Raw genomic sequence first — 18147 nt, 5'->3', positions numbered from 1 at the left:
GCAATGAGGTTGCTTTGGCGAAGCGCACGCGCCTCGCCAAAGCAACCTCAGGCACTCTCAGGCCTTGGCGGCCTGCAGCGCGTGATACTTCGCCATCAAACCCTCGGGCGTCTCCAGGTGCTGCGGGTCGCGCGGAATGCACTCCACCGGGCACACCTGGATACACTGCGGCTCGTCGAAATGACCAACGCATTCGGTGCATTTCTTCGGGTCGATCACGTAGATTTCCGGGCCCATCGAAATTGCGTCGTTCGGGCACTCAGGCTCGCAGACGTCGCAATTGATGCACTCGTCGGTAATCATCAAGGCCATACTTCTCTCACTTCACGCCGGCGCGAGGCCGGCTGTCATTCCGTCAAACCGGTAGTTTACGCCGGTTAGGGTTGCCCCGCCTGACCCTCTTCCTGCCCCAGCAAGGCGACCTTGTCCTTCAGCCACTTTTCGACGGATGGGAACACGAACTTGCTGACGTCGCCGCCCAACTGGGCGATCTCGCGCACGATGGTGCCGGAGATGAACTGATACTGATCCGACGGCGTCATAAACATGGTTTCGACGTCGGGCAGCAGATAGCGGTTCATGCCGGCCATCTGAAACTCGTATTCGAAGTCCGACACGGCACGCAGACCGCGCACGATCACTCGCGCATTGTTGGTGCGGACGAAGTCCTTCAATAGCCCCTTGAAGCTCATCACCTGCACATTGGGGTAATGACCGAGCACTTCGTGAGCGATATCGAGCCGCTCTTCGAGGGTGAAGAACGGCTTCTTGTTGCGGCTGTCGGCAACGCCTACCACCAGCGTGTCGAAAATGCTCGACGCGCGCCGAACGAGGTCTTCGTGACCGCGCGTCAGCGGGTCGAACGTACCCGGGTACACGGCGACTACCATGAGACTTCTCCTCTCTTCAGACAAATGGGCACGCCAAGCACGCCAGCAGGGCGCGTTTGCCGCCTGTCGCGCGCGTGACGGCCAGCCGTCCGGGCGCTTGTTTTAGAACGCGCATTATTCCTCATTTTCGCGCTGCAGCAAATGATAGTGCACCGCTCCGGCTTTGCCCTGCCGGACGATGGTCCAGCCCATCAGGGCGGGTGTCTGTGCGATGTCGAGCGCGTCGCCGGCTTCCACATAGAGGAATCCCTCGGCGCTGACGAGCGGCGCCGCCAGTTCCAGCGCCCGGCCAAGCAGGTCTGAGCCGAACGGCGGGTCGATGAACACCACGTCGAACGAGCCGGGCGCGAGGCTGGCCGCGAGGCGCAATGCATCGGCTTCGGCAATTTCAATCGTGTTGGGCGCGAGACGGGCCTGGTTGGCGCGCAGTTGCCCCGCCGCCTTTGCATGGCGTTCCACCATCAGGACCCGCGCGGCGCCGCGCGAAGCCGCCTCGAAGCCTAGCGCGCCACTGCCGGCAAACAGATCGAGGCAGCGCAGGCCGTCGAGACGCTGGCCGAGCCAGTTGAAGAGGGTTTCGCGCACGCGGTCCGGCGTGGGGCGCAGGCCGTCGAGGTCGAGCACCGGCAGCGGAGTGCGCTTCCAGTCACCGCCGATGATGCGGATAGCGTGCGGCTTGCCGCGGTGGGACGGAGCGCTTGGCGCACGGGAGGCAGAAGGACGGGGCATGCAGATTCGAACAGTTAAGCAGTTAGGCGGTTTGCCCGCAGGCGCTTGCTCGCGCCGGGGTTGGAGAGCCAACGTTACCACATGGTGACAAGCATCTCATCCTGGCCGGGTGGCTAATGCGGCGCGATTCCTGGAGAGACTGGGGGGCAGACGCAAGAAAGCGCCGGGCCGCCCCAAGCTTTCTTGCTCCCCCCTTGGGCGGCCTGGCGCGCAGCGACAGGTTAGGGGGCACTTACCCGCCCGCCTGATAAAATAAGCGGCTTCCAGCGCCTTGCATCCCGCATTGTCACGCTGCCTGCCGCTGCCACCGGGCCCTACCGGCTGCGCGCACCGGCGCTCGCTCTCACCACGCCAGATCATGTTCAGCTTTTTCAAACGATTCAAGGGCTCGAAAGAGCCCGATGCAACGCCCGAAGAATTGCAGACGGCGCCGGAATCCGTCGCGCCGCGTACGCCTGTCGAGGCGCCAGCCAGCACAGCGCCGCAGGCGCAAGCCTTCCCAACACGCCCGGCGGCACCGCAGCCGGTGAACACCAATGGCGCACAAGCCGCGCCCGCACGCGCCGCCGAGCCGGTTACGCCGCTACAAGCAGAGCCTGAAGAGGAAAGCGCGCTCGAAACGGTCGAAATCGTTCCGCCGCCGGTACCCGAAGCTGCAGCGAAGAAGTCGTGGCTCACGCGCCTGAAGAGCGGCCTGTCGAAAACCAGCTCGAACCTGACAGGCATCTTCATCGGCGCCAAGATCGACGAAGACCTGTACGAGGAGCTCGAAACCGCCCTGTTAATGTCCGACGCGGGCGTCGACGCCACCGAGTTTCTGCTCGAAGCGCTGCGCGAAAAAGTGCGCGCCGAACGGCTGACCGAGCCGCAGCAGGTCAAGACCGCACTGCGCACGCTGTTGATCGACCTGCTCAAGCCGCTCGAAAAATCGCTGATGCTCGGCCACGCCCAACCGCTCGTGATGATGATCGCGGGCGTGAACGGCGCGGGCAAGACCACCAGTATCGGCAAGCTCGCCAAGCATCTGCAGAGCTTCGATCAGTCCGTGCTGCTCGCCGCCGGCGACACGTTCCGCGCCGCCGCGCGCGAACAGCTCGCGATCTGGGGCGAACGCAACAACGTGACGGTCGTCTCGCAGGAAAGCGGCGATCCGGCCGCGGTGATCTTCGATGCGGTCGGCGCCGCGCGTGCACGCAAGATCGACGTGCTGATGGCCGATACGGCCGGACGTCTGCCGACCCAGTTGCATCTGATGGAAGAACTGCGCAAGGTCAAGCGCGTGATCGGCAAGGCCATGGACAGCGCCCCGCACGAAGTGCTGCTGGTGATCGACGCGAACACCGGGCAGAACGCCCTCACCCAGGTGAAGGCGTTCGACGATGCGCTCGGCCTCACCGGCCTGATCGTCACCAAGCTCGACGGCACGGCCAAGGGTGGGATTCTCGCGGCCATTGCACGGCAACGGCCGATCCCGGTGTACTTCATTGGCGTCGGCGAAAAGGCCGAAGATTTGCAGCCGTTCAGCGCCGAGGAGTTTTCCGACGCATTGCTCGGCAGCTAAACCGGGGCGGCCCGGCATCTCGCAGCATCAACAAAGAGGGCGCCCCGCGGAGCGCCCTCTTTGCTTTCAGCCATGCCAAACCAACGGCTCATTCAGTCGAACCCACCTCACTCCGCGTCCGGCTGCACGCCTGGCGCCGCCCGCGCAAAGGCGTCGAGCTGCGAGGCGTGATCGTAAATCCGCTGAATGGTCGGAAAGCGCGTCACGTCGATCTTGAAGCGCTGCGCATTGAAGACCTGCGGCACCAGACACGCATCGGCCAGCGTCGGCGTATCGCCGAAACACAGCTTGCCGGTGCGCGGATCGCCCGCGAGATGCTCTTCGAGCGTCGCAAAGCCCGCCTCGACCCAGTGCCGGTACCACGCGTTCTTGGTCTCTTCGTCGGCGCCGACCGTGTGCTTCAGATACTTCAGCACGCGCAGGTTGTTCAGCGGATGGATCTCGCACGCAATCTGCAGCGCCACCGAACGTACATAGGCCCGATCGGCCGGCGTCTTCGGCAATAGCGGCGGCTCCGGATGCGTCTCCTCCAGATACTCGATGATCGCCAGCGACTGCTGCAGCACGTTATCGCCGTCGATGAAGGTGGGCACCACCGCATCCGGATTCAGCTTGCGATATTCCGGCTTGAGCTGCTCGCCCCCGTCGCGCAGCATATGAACGGGCGCGTAGTCATACGGCAAGTTCTTCAGGTTCAGGGCAATGCGCACGCGATACGACGCCGAGCTACGAAAATAGCTGTAAAGCTTCATTCTTGATGTCTCCTCCCTACGTCAGCTTCAGACCACGCGCACGCTGAAATCGCCCAGTCCGTCCACGCCACCCTTCATCGTGTCGCCCTTCACGACCGCACCGACGCCTTCGGGCGTGCCTGTGAAGATCAGATCGCCGGGCTGCAGTTCGTACAGCGTCGACAGGTACGCCACGGTCTCCGCCACCGACCAGATCAGTTGCGACACGTCCGAGCGCTGCTTTTCTGCGCCGTTCACGGTCAGCCAGATCGCGCCCTTGTCGACCTGCCCCACCTTCGACACCGGATGGATCGGACCGAGCGGCGCCGAGTGATCGAAGCCCTTCGCGGTGTCCCACGGGCGGCCGAGCTTCTTGGCTTCCGCCTGCAGGTCGCGCCGCGTCATGTCGAGGCCGAGCGCGTAGCCGTACACGTGTTCCAGTGCCGTCTCGACCGGGATGTCCTTGCCGGCCTTGCCGATTGCCGCGACCAGTTCCATTTCGAAGTGGACATTCTTCGACTGCGCGGGATACGGGAATTCGCCGGTCTCGCCAGGCGCGACGTACACAACCGCGTCCGCGGGCTTGCTGAAGAAAAACGGCGGTTCGCGGTCGGGGTCGTGCCCCATCTCGCGGGCGTGCGCCTCGTAATTACGGCCCACACAGTAGATGCGGCGCACCGCGAATTGATCGCTGGACCCAACGACCGGCACCGCGACCACCGGTGCGGGAGCAAACACGTAACTCATCCCGTTCTCCAATCTTTAGTAAGCGCCGCGCGCGCGGCAATAAAACATTGAGTGTAACGCGGGGGTGCCTCAGCTGGGCGCCAGAACGGCAAGGCCGGCGGCGGTCGGCCGTCTCCCTTGCTGCCGGTGGGCCGGCCCTTGCCAGCGCTACGGTGGACGACAACCGCTCTCCGCTAACGACCGCGCGCTATCTTGCAGAAACCCCGCAGATGCGATACTGAGTAAAGGCACCATCGCCGGTGTCGCTGCAGGTCACGCTGCCGACACCGCCGCAGGTAAGCAACCCACTTTTGAATACCGTGGCTGCACGCATTCGATGCGTCGCCACCCAGCCCACCGAGCCCGATGACCGAATCAACCGATATCGCCACCCCCGTCTTCCCCTGCGCCCGCTTTATCAAGGAGATCGGGCGCGGCCCGAACGGCGCCCGTGCGCTGACGCCGGAAGACACCCACGCGCTCTACAGCGCGATGCTGGACGGTCGCGTCGACGATCTGGAACTGGGCGCGGTGCTGCTGGCATACCGGGTGAAGGGCGAAACGGCTGACGAACTCGCTGCGATGCTGGCTGCCGCTCACGCGTCGTTCGAACCGGTCCAGATTGCGCACGGCGCCTACCGGCCGGTTTCGATTCCCAGCTACAACGGCGCCCGCAAGCAGCCGAATCTGGTGCCGCTGCTCGCGCTATTGCTGGCGCGCGAAGGCGTGCCGGTGCTGGTGCACGGCGTTACCGAAGATCCTGGCCGCGTGACCAGCGCGGAAATCTTCACCCATCTGCAGATTGCTCACGCTCAGAATCACGCGGAGATCGAGGACAGCCTCGCGTCGCGGCGTCTCGCCTTTGCACCGATCGCTGCGCTCGCGCCGAAGCTCGCGCGCCTGCTCGCGTTGCGCCGGCGCATGGGCGTGCGCAATTCCACCCATACGCTCGTCAAGATCCTGCAGCCGTTCGCCCCGCCGGGCCTGCGGCTGGTGAACTACACTCATCCGCCCTACCGGGACAGCCTCACCCAGTTGTTCAACACGCATCCGGATGCGGCGGCGGGCGGCGCGCTGCTCGCGCGCGGCACGGAGGGGGAAGCCGTGGCCGATACGCGCCGCCAGGTGCAGATCGACTGGCTGCATGACGGCATCTGCGAAACGCGTGTGGCAGCCGAGCGTTCTTCGGCCGACGCGCCCGAGGTCGAACTACCGGAAGCGCGCGACGCCGCCACCACGGCCGCATGGATCGATGCCGTGCTGCGCGGCGAGGCGCCGGTGCCGAGCGCCATCGAGCGACAGATCGAGGTGATCGTGGAGATCGCCCGAACCCCGGTGTGACGGGCTTCACAAGGCGCTGCGCAACCATGCGCGGGGTCGCGCAACAGCGCATTGTGCAGCGCGGCGGTTGACACAGCGCCGTCCGCTCGCATACATTGGACGCTATGCGTTCCCTTCCGAACACCCTCCGAATTACCTCCGGCCGCCTAGCGCGGCCCCTATCGCTACGTCTAGCGTAAGCCAGGCGTAGCGCCGCGCGTTGGCCGCCTCAGCGGTTCAAGCCGGTCCTCAAAGTAGTTCCGGTTTCACCCCAAACCAGTCGTTCCTCTTACAACCTGTCAGTCGTCTGCATTCGTCCGTTTGCCGTTCGGACGAAGCGCGAGGGTCACATGCACGCATCACGGGCATCACTCAAGGTCGCGACCGGCGTCATCATCGCCATGGCGCACTTTGTGCGCGCCCGTTCGTTACTCCCGCTAGCGCCCGGCTGGCGGGCCGTGCATCTGTGGCAGCCCGCCAGCCGCTCGACGCCACACCCCAATGCACACGACGAAACGAACGAGGCTCACCATGTTGCGCAACCCTGCTGAAAAATACCGCCCCTTCCCCGCTGTCCGCTTGACCGGCCGAAAATGGCCCAGCCGCACGATCCAGCAAGCTCCGATCTGGATGAGCACCGATCTGCGCGACGGCAACCAGTCGCTGATCGAGCCCATGAGCATCTCGCAGAAGCTCGAGTTCTTCGACACGCTGGTCGCGATCGGCTTCAAGGAAATCGAAGTCGGCTTTCCGTCGGCCTCGCAGACCGACTTCGATTTCGTGCGCAAGCTGATCGACGAAAAGCGCATTCCCGACGACGTGACGATTGAAGTGCTCGTGCAGTCGCGTGAAGAACTGATCGCGCGCACGTTCGAGGCGCTCGACGGCGTGCCGCGCGCAATCGTTCATCTCTACAACGCGATTGCGCCGTCGTTCCGCAAGATCGTCTTCAACCAGTCGAAAGACGAAGTGAAGGCGCTGGCGGTCGAAGGCACGCGGCTCATCAAGCAGTACGCGCAAACGCGGCCGCAGACGCACTGGATCTACCAGTACTCGCCGGAAACCTTCAGCATGACCGAGTTGCCCTTCGCTCGCGAGGTGTGCGACGCCGTGGCCCAGACGTGGCGGCCGACGCGCGATCACAAGATGATCGTCAACCTGCCCGCTACCGTCGAGGCGGCCTCGCCGAATGTGTACGCCGATCAGATCGAATGGATGGACCGCAATCTCGGCTACAGGGACAGCATCGTGTTGTCGGTGCATCCGCATAACGACCGCGGCACGGCGGTCGCCGCCGCCGAACTCGCCTTGCTGGCGGGGGCGGATCGCATCGAAGGGTGCCTGTTTGGCAATGGCGAGCGCACCGGCAATGTCGACCTCGTCACGCTCGCGATGAACCTCTATACGCAGGGCATCGATCCGGGCCTCGATTTCTCGGATATCGACGCGGTCCGCCGTGTGGTGGAACGCTGCAACCAGCTTCCGGTGCATCCGCGCCATCCGTATGCGGGCGACCTGGTCTACACCGCGTTCTCCGGCTCGCATCAGGACGCGATCCGCAAGGGCTTCGCGCAGCAGCAGCCGGATGCGGTGTGGGAAGTGCCGTATTTGCCGCTCGACCCGGCCGATGTGGGCCGCAGCTACGACGCCGTGATCCGCGTGAACAGCCAGTCCGGCAAAGGCGGCTCGACCTACCTGCTCGAGCGCGGCATGGGCTTTACGCCGCCGCGCCGCTTGCAGATCGAGTTCAGCCACGCGGTGCAGGCCGCCACGGACAGCAGCGGCGCCGAGATGAGCGGCGAAGCGATCTGCGCCTTGTTCGCCCGTGAATACTTCGAACGCGTGGGACCAGCGCGGCGCGTCAATGCGTCGACGGTGCGGTGGGTTAACCGCGACATCAGCGTGGCGGCGCCGAAGCGTGTGCGGGGCCAGTCTCAAGCGCAAGAGGAAACGCACGAGCAACACGCCCAGCGTGTCGCCGCCGCGCTGGGCGCCGCCGCAGGGCAGCCAGTTGAAGTCACCTCGGTGGAAAGCGCGCGCACTTCAGATGGCCGCACGGCGGTATTCGTGGGCTGCCGGGTCGGCGAGCAGGCGGTACGGTACGGCGTCGGGGTGAAGGAGGAAAACGCTGCGGCAGTCGTGGACGCGGTCGTCAGCGCGGTCAACCGCTGCGCGTGGAAGCACGCTGACCAACGAGCAGCGGCCTGACAGGCCGCCATTGGCGAATGGGCATGGAACACAGCGGCGGCGGCCGCGGCATGAGATAGCGTAAGCGGGCGCGGCACGATCTGCCGCTCCCGCGCCCGGGCCACACTTACACAGCGGCCCGGCGAGCGAGGCCCACCGGCCTCACTCGATCGCGCAACGCGTCGCCTGCCACGCCACCAGCCGCCACTGCCCATCCTGCTGGGTATGAATCGCCGTGTAGGCAATCGGGAACAACAACGCGCCGTTGTTCGCCTCCATCTCGATCAGCGCGCGGCCGGTTACGACGCAGGTCTCGCGTCCCACCGGCAACACCTCCTGCGACTGGATCTCGATCTGCCGGTAGCGGCGGCGTCCCGCGGTGATCCCGTCGATGAACTGCTGCTTCGTTTCGCGCTTGCCATTCGTATGGACATAGCTCACGTTCTCGGAGAGCAGCGAGTCGAGCAACGGCCCGTTGCCGTCGACCATCGCGCGAAAGCGCTCGCGCTCCAGTCCACGAATCGCTTCGATCACTTTTGCGGCCATTGCTCAGCCCCTTTGGCTCGACGGGCCGACAGCGGCCACGGTCGTCAGAAGTTATATTGCAAATATAGCTGGCTGAAATTTATACCAGGATTCGGCTCTTTGATACCGCCGTTCAAGCCGGAGTCCCGTCAGACCGGGGTTGCCTCCTAGCGCAATGAATCATAAGAAGAAAGCCGGAATTCGTCAGATTATTATGCTGAACCGCATAAAGCTGGTGATTCCTCACAAACAATCGCTCATCTAGCGCAGATCCTACGCTCATCCCATGGGTACTGCATATGGGCGTATGATGCTATTGAAATGCAAATTTCGATAGCCAGGCGGGAACCAGGATACCCCCACGCGCTCTAAGTATTAGCACTCGGTAATTCAGAGTGCTAACATCCACGCTGGAGTCGAAGCTTGACTTGAGCTTTTAGCTCATCCCAAAGGAGTTTTATACGTGAGCAACGCAATGACCCTTCCGAGTACTCTGAGCCAGCCGTCGGCTAAGGCCGCTTCGGCAGGTGCACTGGCGCTCTCGCATTCTTCGCTGCTGCCCGGTCAACTGGGCAATATCGACGCCTACATCCAGGCCGTGAACCGGATTCCGATGCTGACGCCGGGGGAAGAACGCCAGTTCGCCACCGAATTTCGCGAACATGCCAATCTGGAGTCGGCGCGCCGCCTTGTCCTGTCGCACCTGCGGCTGGTGGTGTCGATCGCGCGTAACTATCTAGGCTATGGCCTGCCCCATGCCGACCTGATCCAGGAAGGCAATATCGGCCTGATGAAGGCCGTGAAGCGCTTCGATCCGGAGCAAAACGTGCGTCTGGTGTCATACGCCATGCACTGGATCAAGGCCGAAATTCACGAGTACATCCTGCGCAACTGGCGCATGGTGAAGGTCGCCACCACCAAGGCGCAGCGCAAGCTGTTCTTCAACCTGCGCAGCCACAAGCAAGGCTTTCAGGCGTTCACGCCAGAAGAGATCGACGGTCTCGCCAAGGAGCTGAACGTCAAGCGCGAGGAAGTCTCCGAGATGGAAACCCGCCTGTCCGGCGGCGATATCGCGCTGGAGGGCCAGGTGGAAGACGGCGAGGAATCGTACGCGCCGATCGCCTATCTGGCCGATTCGCATAGCGAACCGACCGCCGTGCTGGCCGCGCGCCAGCGCGACAAGCTGCAAAGCGACGGCATCGCCAGTGCCCTCGAAGCGCTGGACGCACGCAGCCGCCGGATTATCGAAGCCCGCTGGCTGCAGGTGGAAGATGACGGCTCGGGCGGTTCCACGCTGCACGACCTGGCAGACGAATTCGGCGTGTCGGCCGAGCGGATTCGCCAGATCGAAGCGAGCGCCATGAAGAAAATGCGCAGCGCATTGAACGAGTACGCGTAACACAAGGGTCCTCCAGGACCCCTTACATCCCTGTCAGACATCAGCCCTGCCCTCGTAAGACGGCAGGGCTTTTTCATTCCCGTTCCCGCAAACCCCACCCCATTTCCTTGACGTAACGCAAGCTTGCTTGTATTAGTTAGGTGGACGGCATGCTTACGCGACCCAATGCCACAGTCGCGAACTTCCGCGCTGCCAGCCCCCTATCTTAATATCGTTATGCACTCGTCATGCCGCCCGCGCGGCTTGACTCCGACCGGGTAAACCGGTGTGAAGTCGTCTATCGACCGATCATGACCATAACGCTACACGACAGGAATCCGCCCCGCCCCGCACTGCGCGCGCGATTCGCCGGCTGGCTACGCGGCCCCACTTTCGCGCGAGATATCGCCATCGTGCTTATTGCAAAATTCGCACTACTGATGGTCATTAAGTACGCTTTCTTCAATCATCCAGCGGCGGAGAACATGAACATGCCGCCTGCACTCGTCGCACAAGCACTGCTCTCGGTGCCTGCCTCACATCCGTCTCAAGGTGATCAACATGCCCGTTAGCGAAGTCGTCGACCTCTCGCGCCTCCAGTTTGCCGTGACGGCGCTTTATCACTTTCTGTTCGTCCCCCTTACGCTCGGCCTGTCCTGGCTGCTCGTCATCATGGAAGCCGTCTATGTGATGACCGGCAAGCAGATCTATAAGGACATGACGCAGTTCTGGGGCAAGCTGTTCGGTATCAACTTCGCCATGGGCGTGACAACCGGCCTCACGCTGGAGTTTCAGTTCGGCACCAACTGGTCGTACTACTCGCATTACGTCGGCGACATCTTCGGCGTGCCGCTCGCCGTCGAAGGGCTGATGGCGTTCTTCCTCGAATCGACCTTCGTCGGCCTGTTCTTCTTCGGCTGGAACCGCCTGTCGCGGGTACAGCATCTGATCGTCACCTTCCTCGTTGCGCTGGGCTCGAACCTGTCCGCCTTGTGGATTCTGGTGGCCAACGGCTGGATGAACAATCCGGTCGGCGCCGAGTTCAACTACGAAACCATGCGGATGGAACTGTCGAGCATCTTCGCGGTGCTGTTCAACCCGGTTGCCCAGGTGAAGTTCGTGCATACGGTGTCGGCCGGTTATGTGACGGCGTCGATGTTCGTACTCGGCATCTCGTCGTGGTATCTGCTCAAGCGCCGCGACACCGAGTTCGCACTGCGTTCGTTTGCGATTGCCGCGGGCTTCGGCCTTGCGTCGACGATCTGCGTGATCGTGCTCGGCGACGAGTCCGGCTACCGCACCGGCGAAGTCCAGCAGGTCAAGCTCGCCGCGATTGAGTCGGAATGGGAAACGGCCCCGGCGCCCGCACCGTTCACGATCTTCGGCATCCCGAACCAGAAGGAAGAACGCACCGACTACGCGATCCGGATTCCCTACGCGCTCGGTATCATCGCAACGCGTTCGATCGATGAGCCGGTGCTGGGCCTGAAGGACCTGATCGCGCAGAACGAACTGCGCATCAAGGACGGCATGCTCGCGTACAGCGCGCTGCAGCAACTCAAGCAGGGCAATGCCAGCGACGACGCCAAAACGACCTTCGCACTGCACCGTGAGAATCTCGGCTATGCCCTGATGCTCAAGCAGTTCACGGCCAACGTCACCGATGCCACGCCGGATCAGATCGCCCAGGCGGCCAAGAAAACCATTCCTCCGGTGTTGCCGGTGTTCTTCTCGTTCCGCTTGATGGTGGGCCTCGGGATCCTGTTCCTCGCGACCTTTGTGCTGGCGTTCTGGTTCTGCGCGCAACGCTCGCTGCTGCTCGACAAGCGCCGCTGGTTCCTGCGCTGGGCGGTGTGGGCCATACCGTTGCCGTGGCTCGCGGCCGAATTCGGCTGGGTGGTGGCTGAACTGGGCCGTCAACCGTGGACCATTGCCGGCATCCTGCCCACGGCGCTCTCGGCTTCGAGCCTGACCGCCACCGACCTGTATCTGAGTATCGGCGGCTTCGTGGTGTTCTACACGGCGCTCTTCGTGATCGAAATCACACTGATGTTCAAGTACGCGCGGCTCGGCCCGTCGTCACTGCATACGGGACGGTACCACCACGAATCGCCGCCGCCCGGCCAGCCTTCCAAGCCGCTGAGCACCACGACCGCATGATTCGCCACCGGACTGCACAAGCTGTATTAAGGGAAAAATCATCATGGATTACGCAACCCTCAAAGTGATCTGGTGGGTCCTGATCGGCGTGCTGCTGATCGGCTTCGCCCTCACCGACGGCTTCGACATGGGCACGGCCATTCTGCTGCCGTTCATTGCCAGAACCGATTCCGAACGGCGCATTGTCGTGAACACGGTCGGCGCGACGTGGGAAGGCAACCAGGTCTGGTTCATCACCGCCGGCGGCGCGATGTTCGCGGCCTGGCCGCTGGTCTACGCGGCGTCGTTTTCGGGCTTCTACTTCGCGATGCTGCTGGTGCTGTTCTCGCTGTTCTTCCGGCCAGTGGGCTTCGACTACCGCAGCAAGCGCGAGGATCCGCGCTGGCGCAGCGCGTGGGACTGGGCGCTGTTCATCGGCGGCTTCGTGCCGGCGCTGGTGATCGGCGTCGCCTTCGGCAACCTGCTGCAAGGCGTGCCGTTCTCGTTCGATACCGACCTGCGCGTCACCTATCACGGCAGTTTCTTCGCGCTGCTCAATCCGTTTGCCGTGTTGTGCGGGCTCGTCAGCGTATCGATGCTGGCCGCGCATGGTGCCGCTTTCGTGAAGATGAAGACCGATGGCGTGATCGCGCGGCGTGCGTCGGTGGCGCTGCGCATCGCATCCCTGGCCGGCGTGGCGCTGTTCCTGATCGCCGGGGTGTTTATCGCCACCATGATCGGTGGCTACCAGATTGTCGATGCGGCGCCGCTCGATTCGGTCGCCAACCCGCTCTTGAAGAGTGTGATCGGCGCACCCGGCTTGTGGCTTACCAACTACTCCACGTATCCGTGGATGGTCGCGGCGCCGGTGATCGGCGTGGTGGGCGGCGTGCTGACCTTGCTGATTGCGAACTCGCGCTTCGAGAAGAGCGCCTTCATCTGTAGCGGGCTGATGATCGTCGGCGTGATTCTGACGGCGGGCTTTTCCATGTTCCCGTTCATCATGCCGTCCTCGCTCGACGGACGCAGCAGCCTCACGGTGTGGGATGCGACCTCGAGCCAGATGACGCTGCAGATCATGCTGATCGCCGTGATCATCTTCCTGCCGATCGTTCTGCTCTATACGAGCTGGGTGTACCGCGTGATGCGCGGCAAGGTCACGGCTGCCGCGCTCGAAGAGAACCGGCACACGATGTATTGAGGCGTCTCGCGCGTCGCGGCGCGGACGTATCTGGAACTGGACTCATAGGAGCACTTGATGTGGTATTTCACCTGGATTCTCGGAATTGGCGTGGCACTGTCGTTCGGCATCGTCAACGCGTTGTGGCTTGAATCACGGCAGCCTGTACAAGTACCGGTGACGCGCAAGACGGATTGACCGGGCGTGAGAGCGGCCGGGTAAGCCGCACGCGCATCGCGCTGTAAACGAAAAGCGGCGCCCCAAAGGCGCCGCTCTTCTTTCTCCATCTTCACTCACTGCGACACGGAGACGGTCGAAACCGCTTCCGTGCCATCAGCGTCACGCCGGTTGAGGCGTGGTTCCACCCGTTGCGCCCGCCGCCGGCAGACGCGCCGCCAGCACCTGAGCGTAACGCGCAGCCGCATCGCCGACGACGATATGGAACGTATCGGGCGAGATCCACGCAACGTCGAGTGCAGCGAGGCGTTGACGATCCACAGCAGTCGGATCGCTCACCACGACACGCAGACGCGTCGATGCAATCGCATCCAGCGCGACGATGTTGGTCGCACCGCCGAACACGGCCAGCCAGCGTGCCGGATCGGGATCGAGCGGACCACCCTGCGCTGCAGCCGGAGCAGCCGCCGCCGGCGCTGCCGCCGCTGCCGGCTTCGCTGCGGCACCACCGCCTTGTGCAATCACCGTACGGATTTCATCGGCGATGATGTCCGCTTCCGGTCCGATGATCACCTGCACGCTGGTCGCGCCGCGCTTCAACACGCCACGCGCGCCGATCGTTTTGAGATCCGTTTCCGAGACCTTGTTCGGATCCACCACCGACAGACGCAGACGCGTCGTACAGGCATCCACGATCGACAGATTGGCTGCGCCACCCAGTGCTGCGATGTAGCGCTCTGCACGCGGCACGGCTGCTGCTGCAGCCGGCGCTACGAAGCCACCCTTCTCGAACGACTCCACTTGTTCTTCAGCGGCAGCGGGTTCGCGGCCCGGCGTCGCCATGTTGAACTTGCGGATGAAGAAGCGGAACAGGCCGTAGTACACCACCGCGTAGATCGCGCCGAGCGGCAATGCCCACCAGCCCTTGGTCGACAAGCCATAGTTCAGCACATAGTCGATCGCGCCTGCGGAGAACGTGAAGCCGAGGTGAATCCCCAGCGCCGAACAGATCGCAAGCGACAGCCCGGTCAGTACCGCGTGGATCGCATACAGCACCGGTGCGAGGAACATGAAGCTAAACTCGATCGGCTCGGTCACGCCCGTCAGGAACGAGGTGAGCGCCATCGAGAACAGCAGGCCGCCGACCATCGCACGGCGCTCCTTCGGTGCCTCATGGAACATCGCCAGACACGCGGCCGGCAGACCGAACATCATGACCGGGAAGAAACCCGTCATGAAGGTGCCCGCAGTCGGGTCGCCCGCGAAGAAGCGATGCAGGTCGCCCGTTACCGCAGCACCGCCGCCCGGCGGCGTGAAGCTGCCGAACACGAACCACGTCAGCGAGTTCAGGATGTGATGCAAACCCGTCACCAGCAGCAAGCGGTTCAGCACACCGAACACGAATGCACCGATCGCGCCCGCGGTGGTCAGCCAGTGGCCGGCGAAGTCGATCGCGGACTGCACAGGCTGCCAGACATAGCCGAGCACAATGCCTATCACCAGACAGGTGACCCCCGTGACAATCGGCACGAAGCGTTTCCCTCCGAAGAACGCGAGGTACTCGGGCAGCTTGATGTCCTTGTACTTGTTGTACAGCGCCCCGGCCACCAGACCGGCCACGATCCCCGACAACACGCCCATGTTGAGCTTGTCGTTGATGTCCTTCATCACCGCGATTTCGACCAGATAACCGATCGCGCCCGCGAGCGCCGCCACGCCGTTGTTGTCCTTCGCGAAGCCGACCGCAATGCCGATTGCGAACAGGAGCGGCAGGTTGTCGAAAATCGCGCCGCCGGCATCGGCGATCATCTTGATGTTGAACACATCGGGCTGGCCGAGTCGCAGCAAAAGCCCTGCGACCGGTAGCACCGCAATGGGCAGCATCAGCGCGCGGCCGAGTCGCTGCACCTTCAGAAACGGATTCCCATCCATTTACACCTCCAATCCTTTGTCTCTTCGTCGAGTCGTTGCTTTACGTGGTTGTTGAGCGAAATTCCGTCGTGGACTGTTTGAGGTTCAGTCCAGCGGCCAGGTTTCGCGGCTCACTGCTCTTACCGCCTGTGCAGATTCGAGCGCCAGGACATCCTGGGCACGTTGCTGGCACAGCTGATAATTGAGGTTGCGTACACGCGCCTTGATGCCCGGCACCGACACCGGATCCACCGACAGCTCGGTCACACCCAGGCCGACGAGCAGCGGCACGGCCAGCGGATCGCCCGCCAGTGCGCCGCACACGCCGACCCATTTGCCATGCTTGTTGGCGCCCTGCACGGTCGCTGCGATCAACCGCAGCACTGCCGGATGGAGACCGTCGGCCTGTGCGGCGAGGTCCGCCTGGCAGCGGTCCATCGCCAGCGTGTATTGGGTCAGATCGTTGGTGCCGATCGACAGAAAGTCCGCGTGCTGCGACAGTTGATCGGCCAGCAGCGCGGCCGACGGCACTTCGATCATCACGCCCACTTCGATCGGGTCGGTGCGGCCTTGCTCGCGAGCGAATTCGTCGATGCGCTTGCGCAGGCGGATCAGTTCGCCGGCGTCGGTCACCATCGGCAACAGGATGCGCACGGCGCCAAGCGGCTGCACCGCCAGCAAGCCGCGCAACTGGTCGTCGAGCAGGTCCGGGCGCACCTGTGCGAGGCGGATGCCACGCAGGCCTAGCGCCGGGTTCGGTTCGGGCGGTAGCGTCAGATAGTCGACTTCCTTGTCCGCGCCGACATCGAGCGTGCGGATAATCGCGGTGCGGCCGCTCAATGCGTCCACGATCGACTGATAGCTTTGCCGATGCTCGTCGATGGTCGGCGCCGACGCACGGTGGATAAACAGCAGTTCGGTGCGCAGCAGGCCGACTGCATCGGCGCCGTTCTCGACGGCTGTCTTTGCGTCGTCAAGCGTGGCGATATTGGCAGCCACTTCGATGGCGCGGCCGTCTGCGGTCGACGCGGCCTGTTGCGAGGTGCGGCGGTTCGCTTCGCGCACGCCGGCGAGGCGGCTGCGTTCGGTGCGGGCACGTTCGACGTCGAGCGCGGTCGGGGCGAATTCGATCCGTCCCGCCGTTGCATCGACCACGACCTGGGTGCCTTCGGGAATCGCATGCAGCGCATCCCCCACGGCCACCAGCGCCGGAATGCCACCTTGACGTGCCAGAATCGCAGCGTGCGAAGTAGCGCCGCCACGTGCCATCAAGAGTGCAGTGACGCGTGTGCGGTCGAGCGTCGACAGATCGGACGGCGTGAATTCGTCCGCAACCAGCACCGCTTCATCCGGCAGCGTACGCGCCGCATTGTTCGAATAGCCGAGCGCGCGCAGCACGCGCTTTTCGAGATCGCGCAGATCCGCGGCCCTTTCGGCGAGCAGCGCGTCGTCGATTTTCGTCAGGACTGCGATCTGTGCGCGGATCGCCTCGCGCCACGCGAAACCGGCGCTCTTGCCGAGGCTGATCAGGTCACGTGCCGCGTCGAGCAGCGTCGGATCTTCGAGCAATACGCGGTGCACCGCGAAAATCCCCGCCTCGCCATGGGCGCCGCGTTGCGAAGCGTCGCGTACCGTCGTGTTCAGTTCGGCGTCGACTGTAGCGAGCGCCTTGTCGAGCAGGCGGCTTTCCGCCGCCGAGGTGCCGCTCGCGGTTTCGGGCGGATCGAGATCCGCGTCGTCCCAGCGCACCAGCTTGCCGACCGCGACGCCAGGCGCCGCGCACACGCCAGCAAGCGTGTTCGGCGCCAGCGGCGCACCGCTCGCCAGCGTCACCGTTTGCGGCGCCGGCGAGCTTTGGCGGGCCGGCTTTTCTTCGACTTCGCCATGCGCTTCGCGCAGCAGTTCATGCGCGACCGCTTCCACAGCAGCCGCAGCTTGCGGACCGACGCCCAGAATTTCGACCGTCGCGCCCTCACCCGCACCGAGGCCGAGCAAACCGACAACGCTTTCGATCGGCGCCTTGCGTCCTTCGTAACGCACTTCGACACGTGCATCGAGACCGCGCGCCGCTTCGCGGGCGCGTGCCGCCGGCCGCGCATGCAAGCCGCCCGCATGAGCCAGCGTCACAGTCTGGCGCGCTTCTTCCGTCACGTTGGTGGCGTGGCGCGACGCTTCCGCCGCCGCCCCGGCGCGCGGCCGCAGCAACAGCAGCGGGGTCTCGCCAGCCTTCAGCATGCCGCCCTCGGCGCGCTCGACAATCTCGAAGGCATCCGAGTTGGCAATCGCTATCACCGAAACGAGGCTCGGCGCATTGCAAGCCACCAGGTCCTGATCGAACTCGATCAGCAGATCGCCCGTATGCACCTGGGCGCCCTGCACGACCTTCGGCGTAAAGCCACGACCGTTCAACTCGACCGTGTCGATACCGATATGCAGCAGAATCTCCGCACCGTCGGCCGTGGCAAGGGTCAACGCATGACCGGTGCGCGCGAGATGGGTGACCACCCCGTCGCACGGCGCGACGAGCTGGCCCACCAGCGGATCCACGCCAATCCCGTCGCCGAACATGCCGCCCGAAAACACAGGGTCGGGCACGTTCGCGAGCAGCACGACCGGACCGGTCATGGGCGCGAGCAAAACAATATGGCCTTGGGATGGGCTCATCAAGCGGGACTCCTCGACACGTCGCATCT

The 18147-nt window shown here is 63.8% G+C and carries 16 protein-coding genes and 1 pseudogene; 8 read left to right on the top strand and 9 right to left on the bottom strand.

Features of this window, described 5'->3' with window-relative positions:
• Positions 1 to 57 precede the first annotated feature (57 nt).
• The 3 genes from BLQ92_RS13165 to rsmD all read right to left on the bottom strand — a co-directional run bounded on the left by BLQ92_RS13165 (position 58) and on the right by rsmD (position 1619).
• Positions 58 to 312, bottom strand: a complete 255-nt coding sequence (locus tag BLQ92_RS13165) for a YfhL family 4Fe-4S dicluster ferredoxin (protein ID WP_090684941.1) — start codon at positions 310 to 312, stop codon at positions 58 to 60.
• A 65-nt stretch (positions 313 to 377) separates the two neighbouring features.
• On the bottom strand, positions 378 to 890 hold the full coding sequence (coaD, locus tag BLQ92_RS13160) for a pantetheine-phosphate adenylyltransferase (protein WP_090684940.1): 513 nt from the start codon (positions 888 to 890) through the stop codon (positions 378 to 380).
• 114 nt (positions 891 to 1004) lie between these two features.
• Positions 1005 to 1619 carry a 16S rRNA (guanine(966)-N(2))-methyltransferase RsmD gene (gene rsmD, locus BLQ92_RS13155; protein ID WP_090684939.1) on the bottom strand — a complete coding sequence of 205 codons (615 nt, stop codon included), beginning with the start codon at positions 1617 to 1619 and terminating at the stop codon, positions 1005 to 1007.
• A gap of 358 nt (positions 1620 to 1977) precedes the next feature.
• Between rsmD and ftsY the strand changes: the two genes are divergently transcribed.
• Entirely contained in the window at positions 1978 to 3180 is a 1203-nt protein-coding gene (ftsY, locus tag BLQ92_RS13150; protein ID WP_090684938.1) for a signal recognition particle-docking protein FtsY, read from the top strand.
• Between the two features lie 107 nt (positions 3181 to 3287).
• Here the strand turns inward: ftsY and maiA are convergent, their stop codons facing one another.
• Together maiA and BLQ92_RS13140 are read right to left on the bottom strand one after the other, a co-directional pair.
• Positions 3288 to 3932: a maleylacetoacetate isomerase gene (maiA, locus tag BLQ92_RS13145; RefSeq protein ID WP_090684937.1), complete on the bottom strand. Its 645-nt coding sequence runs from the start codon at positions 3930 to 3932 to the stop codon at positions 3288 to 3290.
• Positions 3933 to 3959: 27 nt separating this feature from the next.
• On the bottom strand, positions 3960 to 4658 hold the full coding sequence (locus tag BLQ92_RS13140; RefSeq protein WP_090684936.1) for a fumarylacetoacetate hydrolase family protein: 699 nt from the start codon (positions 4656 to 4658) through the stop codon (positions 3960 to 3962).
• Positions 4659 to 5003: 345 nt separating this feature from the next.
• Between BLQ92_RS13140 and ybiB the strand changes: the two genes are divergently transcribed.
• Positions 5004 to 5978, top strand: coding sequence for a DNA-binding protein YbiB (gene ybiB / locus BLQ92_RS13135; protein ID WP_090684935.1), 975 nt, complete (start codon positions 5004 to 5006; stop codon positions 5976 to 5978).
• A gap of 510 nt (positions 5979 to 6488) precedes the next feature.
• A complete protein-coding gene (gene leuA, locus BLQ92_RS13130) occupies positions 6489 to 8165 on the top strand; it encodes a 2-isopropylmalate synthase (protein WP_090684934.1) in 1677 nt (558 codons plus the stop codon).
• 141 nt (positions 8166 to 8306) lie between these two features.
• Here leuA and BLQ92_RS13125 read toward each other — a convergent pair whose 3' ends face one another.
• Both BLQ92_RS13125 and BLQ92_RS13120 read right to left on the bottom strand, forming a co-directional pair.
• Positions 8307 to 8690, bottom strand: a complete 384-nt coding sequence (locus tag BLQ92_RS13125; protein ID WP_090684933.1) for a nuclear transport factor 2 family protein — start codon at positions 8688 to 8690, stop codon at positions 8307 to 8309.
• A 44-nt stretch (positions 8691 to 8734) separates the two neighbouring features.
• Positions 8735 to 8803, bottom strand: a pseudogene (locus BLQ92_RS13120) (acyloxyacyl hydrolase); the annotation flags it as partial.
• A gap of 329 nt (positions 8804 to 9132) precedes the next feature.
• Here BLQ92_RS13120 and rpoH point away from each other — a divergent pair.
• The 5 genes from rpoH to cydX all read left to right on the top strand — a co-directional run bounded on the left by rpoH (position 9133) and on the right by cydX (position 13564).
• The gene (gene rpoH / locus BLQ92_RS13115; protein ID WP_090684932.1) at positions 9133 to 10068 is read left to right on the top strand and encodes an RNA polymerase sigma factor RpoH; all 936 of its coding nucleotides are present in this window, start codon (positions 9133 to 9135) and stop codon (positions 10066 to 10068) included.
• 290 nt (positions 10069 to 10358) lie between these two features.
• Positions 10359 to 10619: a cytochrome oxidase putative small subunit CydP gene (gene cydP, locus BLQ92_RS40660; protein WP_090684931.1), complete on the top strand. Its 261-nt coding sequence runs from the start codon at positions 10359 to 10361 to the stop codon at positions 10617 to 10619.
• The gene (locus tag BLQ92_RS13105) at positions 10609 to 12207 is read left to right on the top strand and encodes a cytochrome ubiquinol oxidase subunit I (protein ID WP_090684930.1); all 1599 of its coding nucleotides are present in this window, start codon (positions 10609 to 10611) and stop codon (positions 12205 to 12207) included. Before cydP ends, BLQ92_RS13105 begins: the two co-directional genes overlap by 11 nt.
• 43 nt (positions 12208 to 12250) lie before the next feature.
• Positions 12251 to 13387 (top strand): cytochrome d ubiquinol oxidase subunit II, encoded by a 1137-nt coding sequence (gene cydB / locus BLQ92_RS13100; RefSeq protein ID WP_090684929.1) that lies wholly within the window; start codon positions 12251 to 12253, stop codon positions 13385 to 13387.
• Between the two features lie 57 nt (positions 13388 to 13444).
• Positions 13445 to 13564, top strand: coding sequence for a cytochrome bd-I oxidase subunit CydX (gene cydX / locus BLQ92_RS13095; RefSeq protein WP_090684928.1), 120 nt, complete (start codon positions 13445 to 13447; stop codon positions 13562 to 13564).
• Between the two features lie 141 nt (positions 13565 to 13705).
• On the opposite strand, the gene nagE is transcribed toward cydX, so the two are convergent.
• Entirely contained in the window at positions 13706 to 15475 is a 1770-nt protein-coding gene (gene nagE / locus BLQ92_RS13090) for an N-acetylglucosamine-specific PTS transporter subunit IIBC (RefSeq protein WP_090684927.1), read from the bottom strand.
• 84 nt (positions 15476 to 15559) lie between these two features.
• The gene (gene ptsP / locus BLQ92_RS13085; protein ID WP_090684926.1) at positions 15560 to 18145 is read right to left on the bottom strand and encodes a phosphoenolpyruvate--protein phosphotransferase; all 2586 of its coding nucleotides are present in this window, start codon (positions 18143 to 18145) and stop codon (positions 15560 to 15562) included.
• Positions 18146 to 18147 lie beyond the last annotated feature (2 nt).

Origin of the sequence: Paraburkholderia phenazinium (assembly GCF_900100735.1) — a bacterium.
GTDB classification, from domain to species: domain Bacteria; phylum Pseudomonadota; class Gammaproteobacteria; order Burkholderiales; family Burkholderiaceae; genus Paraburkholderia; species Paraburkholderia phenazinia.
The sequence above is the reverse complement of the archived record's forward strand: the minus strand, read 5'-3'. Positions and strand labels throughout refer to the sequence as shown.

Excerpts from the sequence above, each read along its gene's own strand:
- BLQ92_RS13125 (WP_090684933.1), bottom strand. The coding sequence starts at position 8,690 with ATGGCCGCAAAAGTGATCGAAGCGATTCGTGGACTGGAGCGCGAGCGC.
- coaD (WP_090684940.1), bottom strand. The coding sequence starts at position 890 with ATGGTAGTCGCCGTGTACCCGGGTACGTTCGACCCGCTGACGCGCGGT.
- ybiB (WP_090684935.1), top strand. The coding sequence starts at position 5,004 with ATGACCGAATCAACCGATATCGCCACCCCCGTCTTCCCCTGCGCCCGC.
- BLQ92_RS13105 (WP_090684930.1), top strand. The coding sequence starts at position 10,609 with ATGCCCGTTAGCGAAGTCGTCGACCTCTCGCGCCTCCAGTTTGCCGTG.
- rsmD (WP_090684939.1), bottom strand. The coding sequence starts at position 1,619 with ATGCCCCGTCCTTCTGCCTCCCGTGCGCCAAGCGCTCCGTCCCACCGC.
- ftsY (WP_090684938.1), top strand. The coding sequence starts at position 1,978 with ATGTTCAGCTTTTTCAAACGATTCAAGGGCTCGAAAGAGCCCGATGCA.
- cydB (WP_090684929.1), top strand. The coding sequence starts at position 12,251 with ATGGATTACGCAACCCTCAAAGTGATCTGGTGGGTCCTGATCGGCGTG.
- ptsP (WP_090684926.1), bottom strand. The coding sequence starts at position 18,145 with ATGCGACGTGTCGAGGAGTCCCGCTTGATGAGCCCATCCCAAGGCCAT.
- cydP (WP_090684931.1), top strand. The coding sequence starts at position 10,359 with ATGACCATAACGCTACACGACAGGAATCCGCCCCGCCCCGCACTGCGC.
- BLQ92_RS13165 (WP_090684941.1), bottom strand. The coding sequence starts at position 312 with ATGGCCTTGATGATTACCGACGAGTGCATCAATTGCGACGTCTGCGAG.
- BLQ92_RS13140 (WP_090684936.1), bottom strand. The coding sequence starts at position 4,658 with ATGAGTTACGTGTTTGCTCCCGCACCGGTGGTCGCGGTGCCGGTCGTT.
- maiA (WP_090684937.1), bottom strand. The coding sequence starts at position 3,932 with ATGAAGCTTTACAGCTATTTTCGTAGCTCGGCGTCGTATCGCGTGCGC.
- nagE (WP_090684927.1), bottom strand. The coding sequence starts at position 15,475 with ATGGATGGGAATCCGTTTCTGAAGGTGCAGCGACTCGGCCGCGCGCTG.
- leuA (WP_090684934.1), top strand. The coding sequence starts at position 6,489 with ATGTTGCGCAACCCTGCTGAAAAATACCGCCCCTTCCCCGCTGTCCGC.
- cydX (WP_090684928.1), top strand. The coding sequence starts at position 13,445 with ATGTGGTATTTCACCTGGATTCTCGGAATTGGCGTGGCACTGTCGTTC.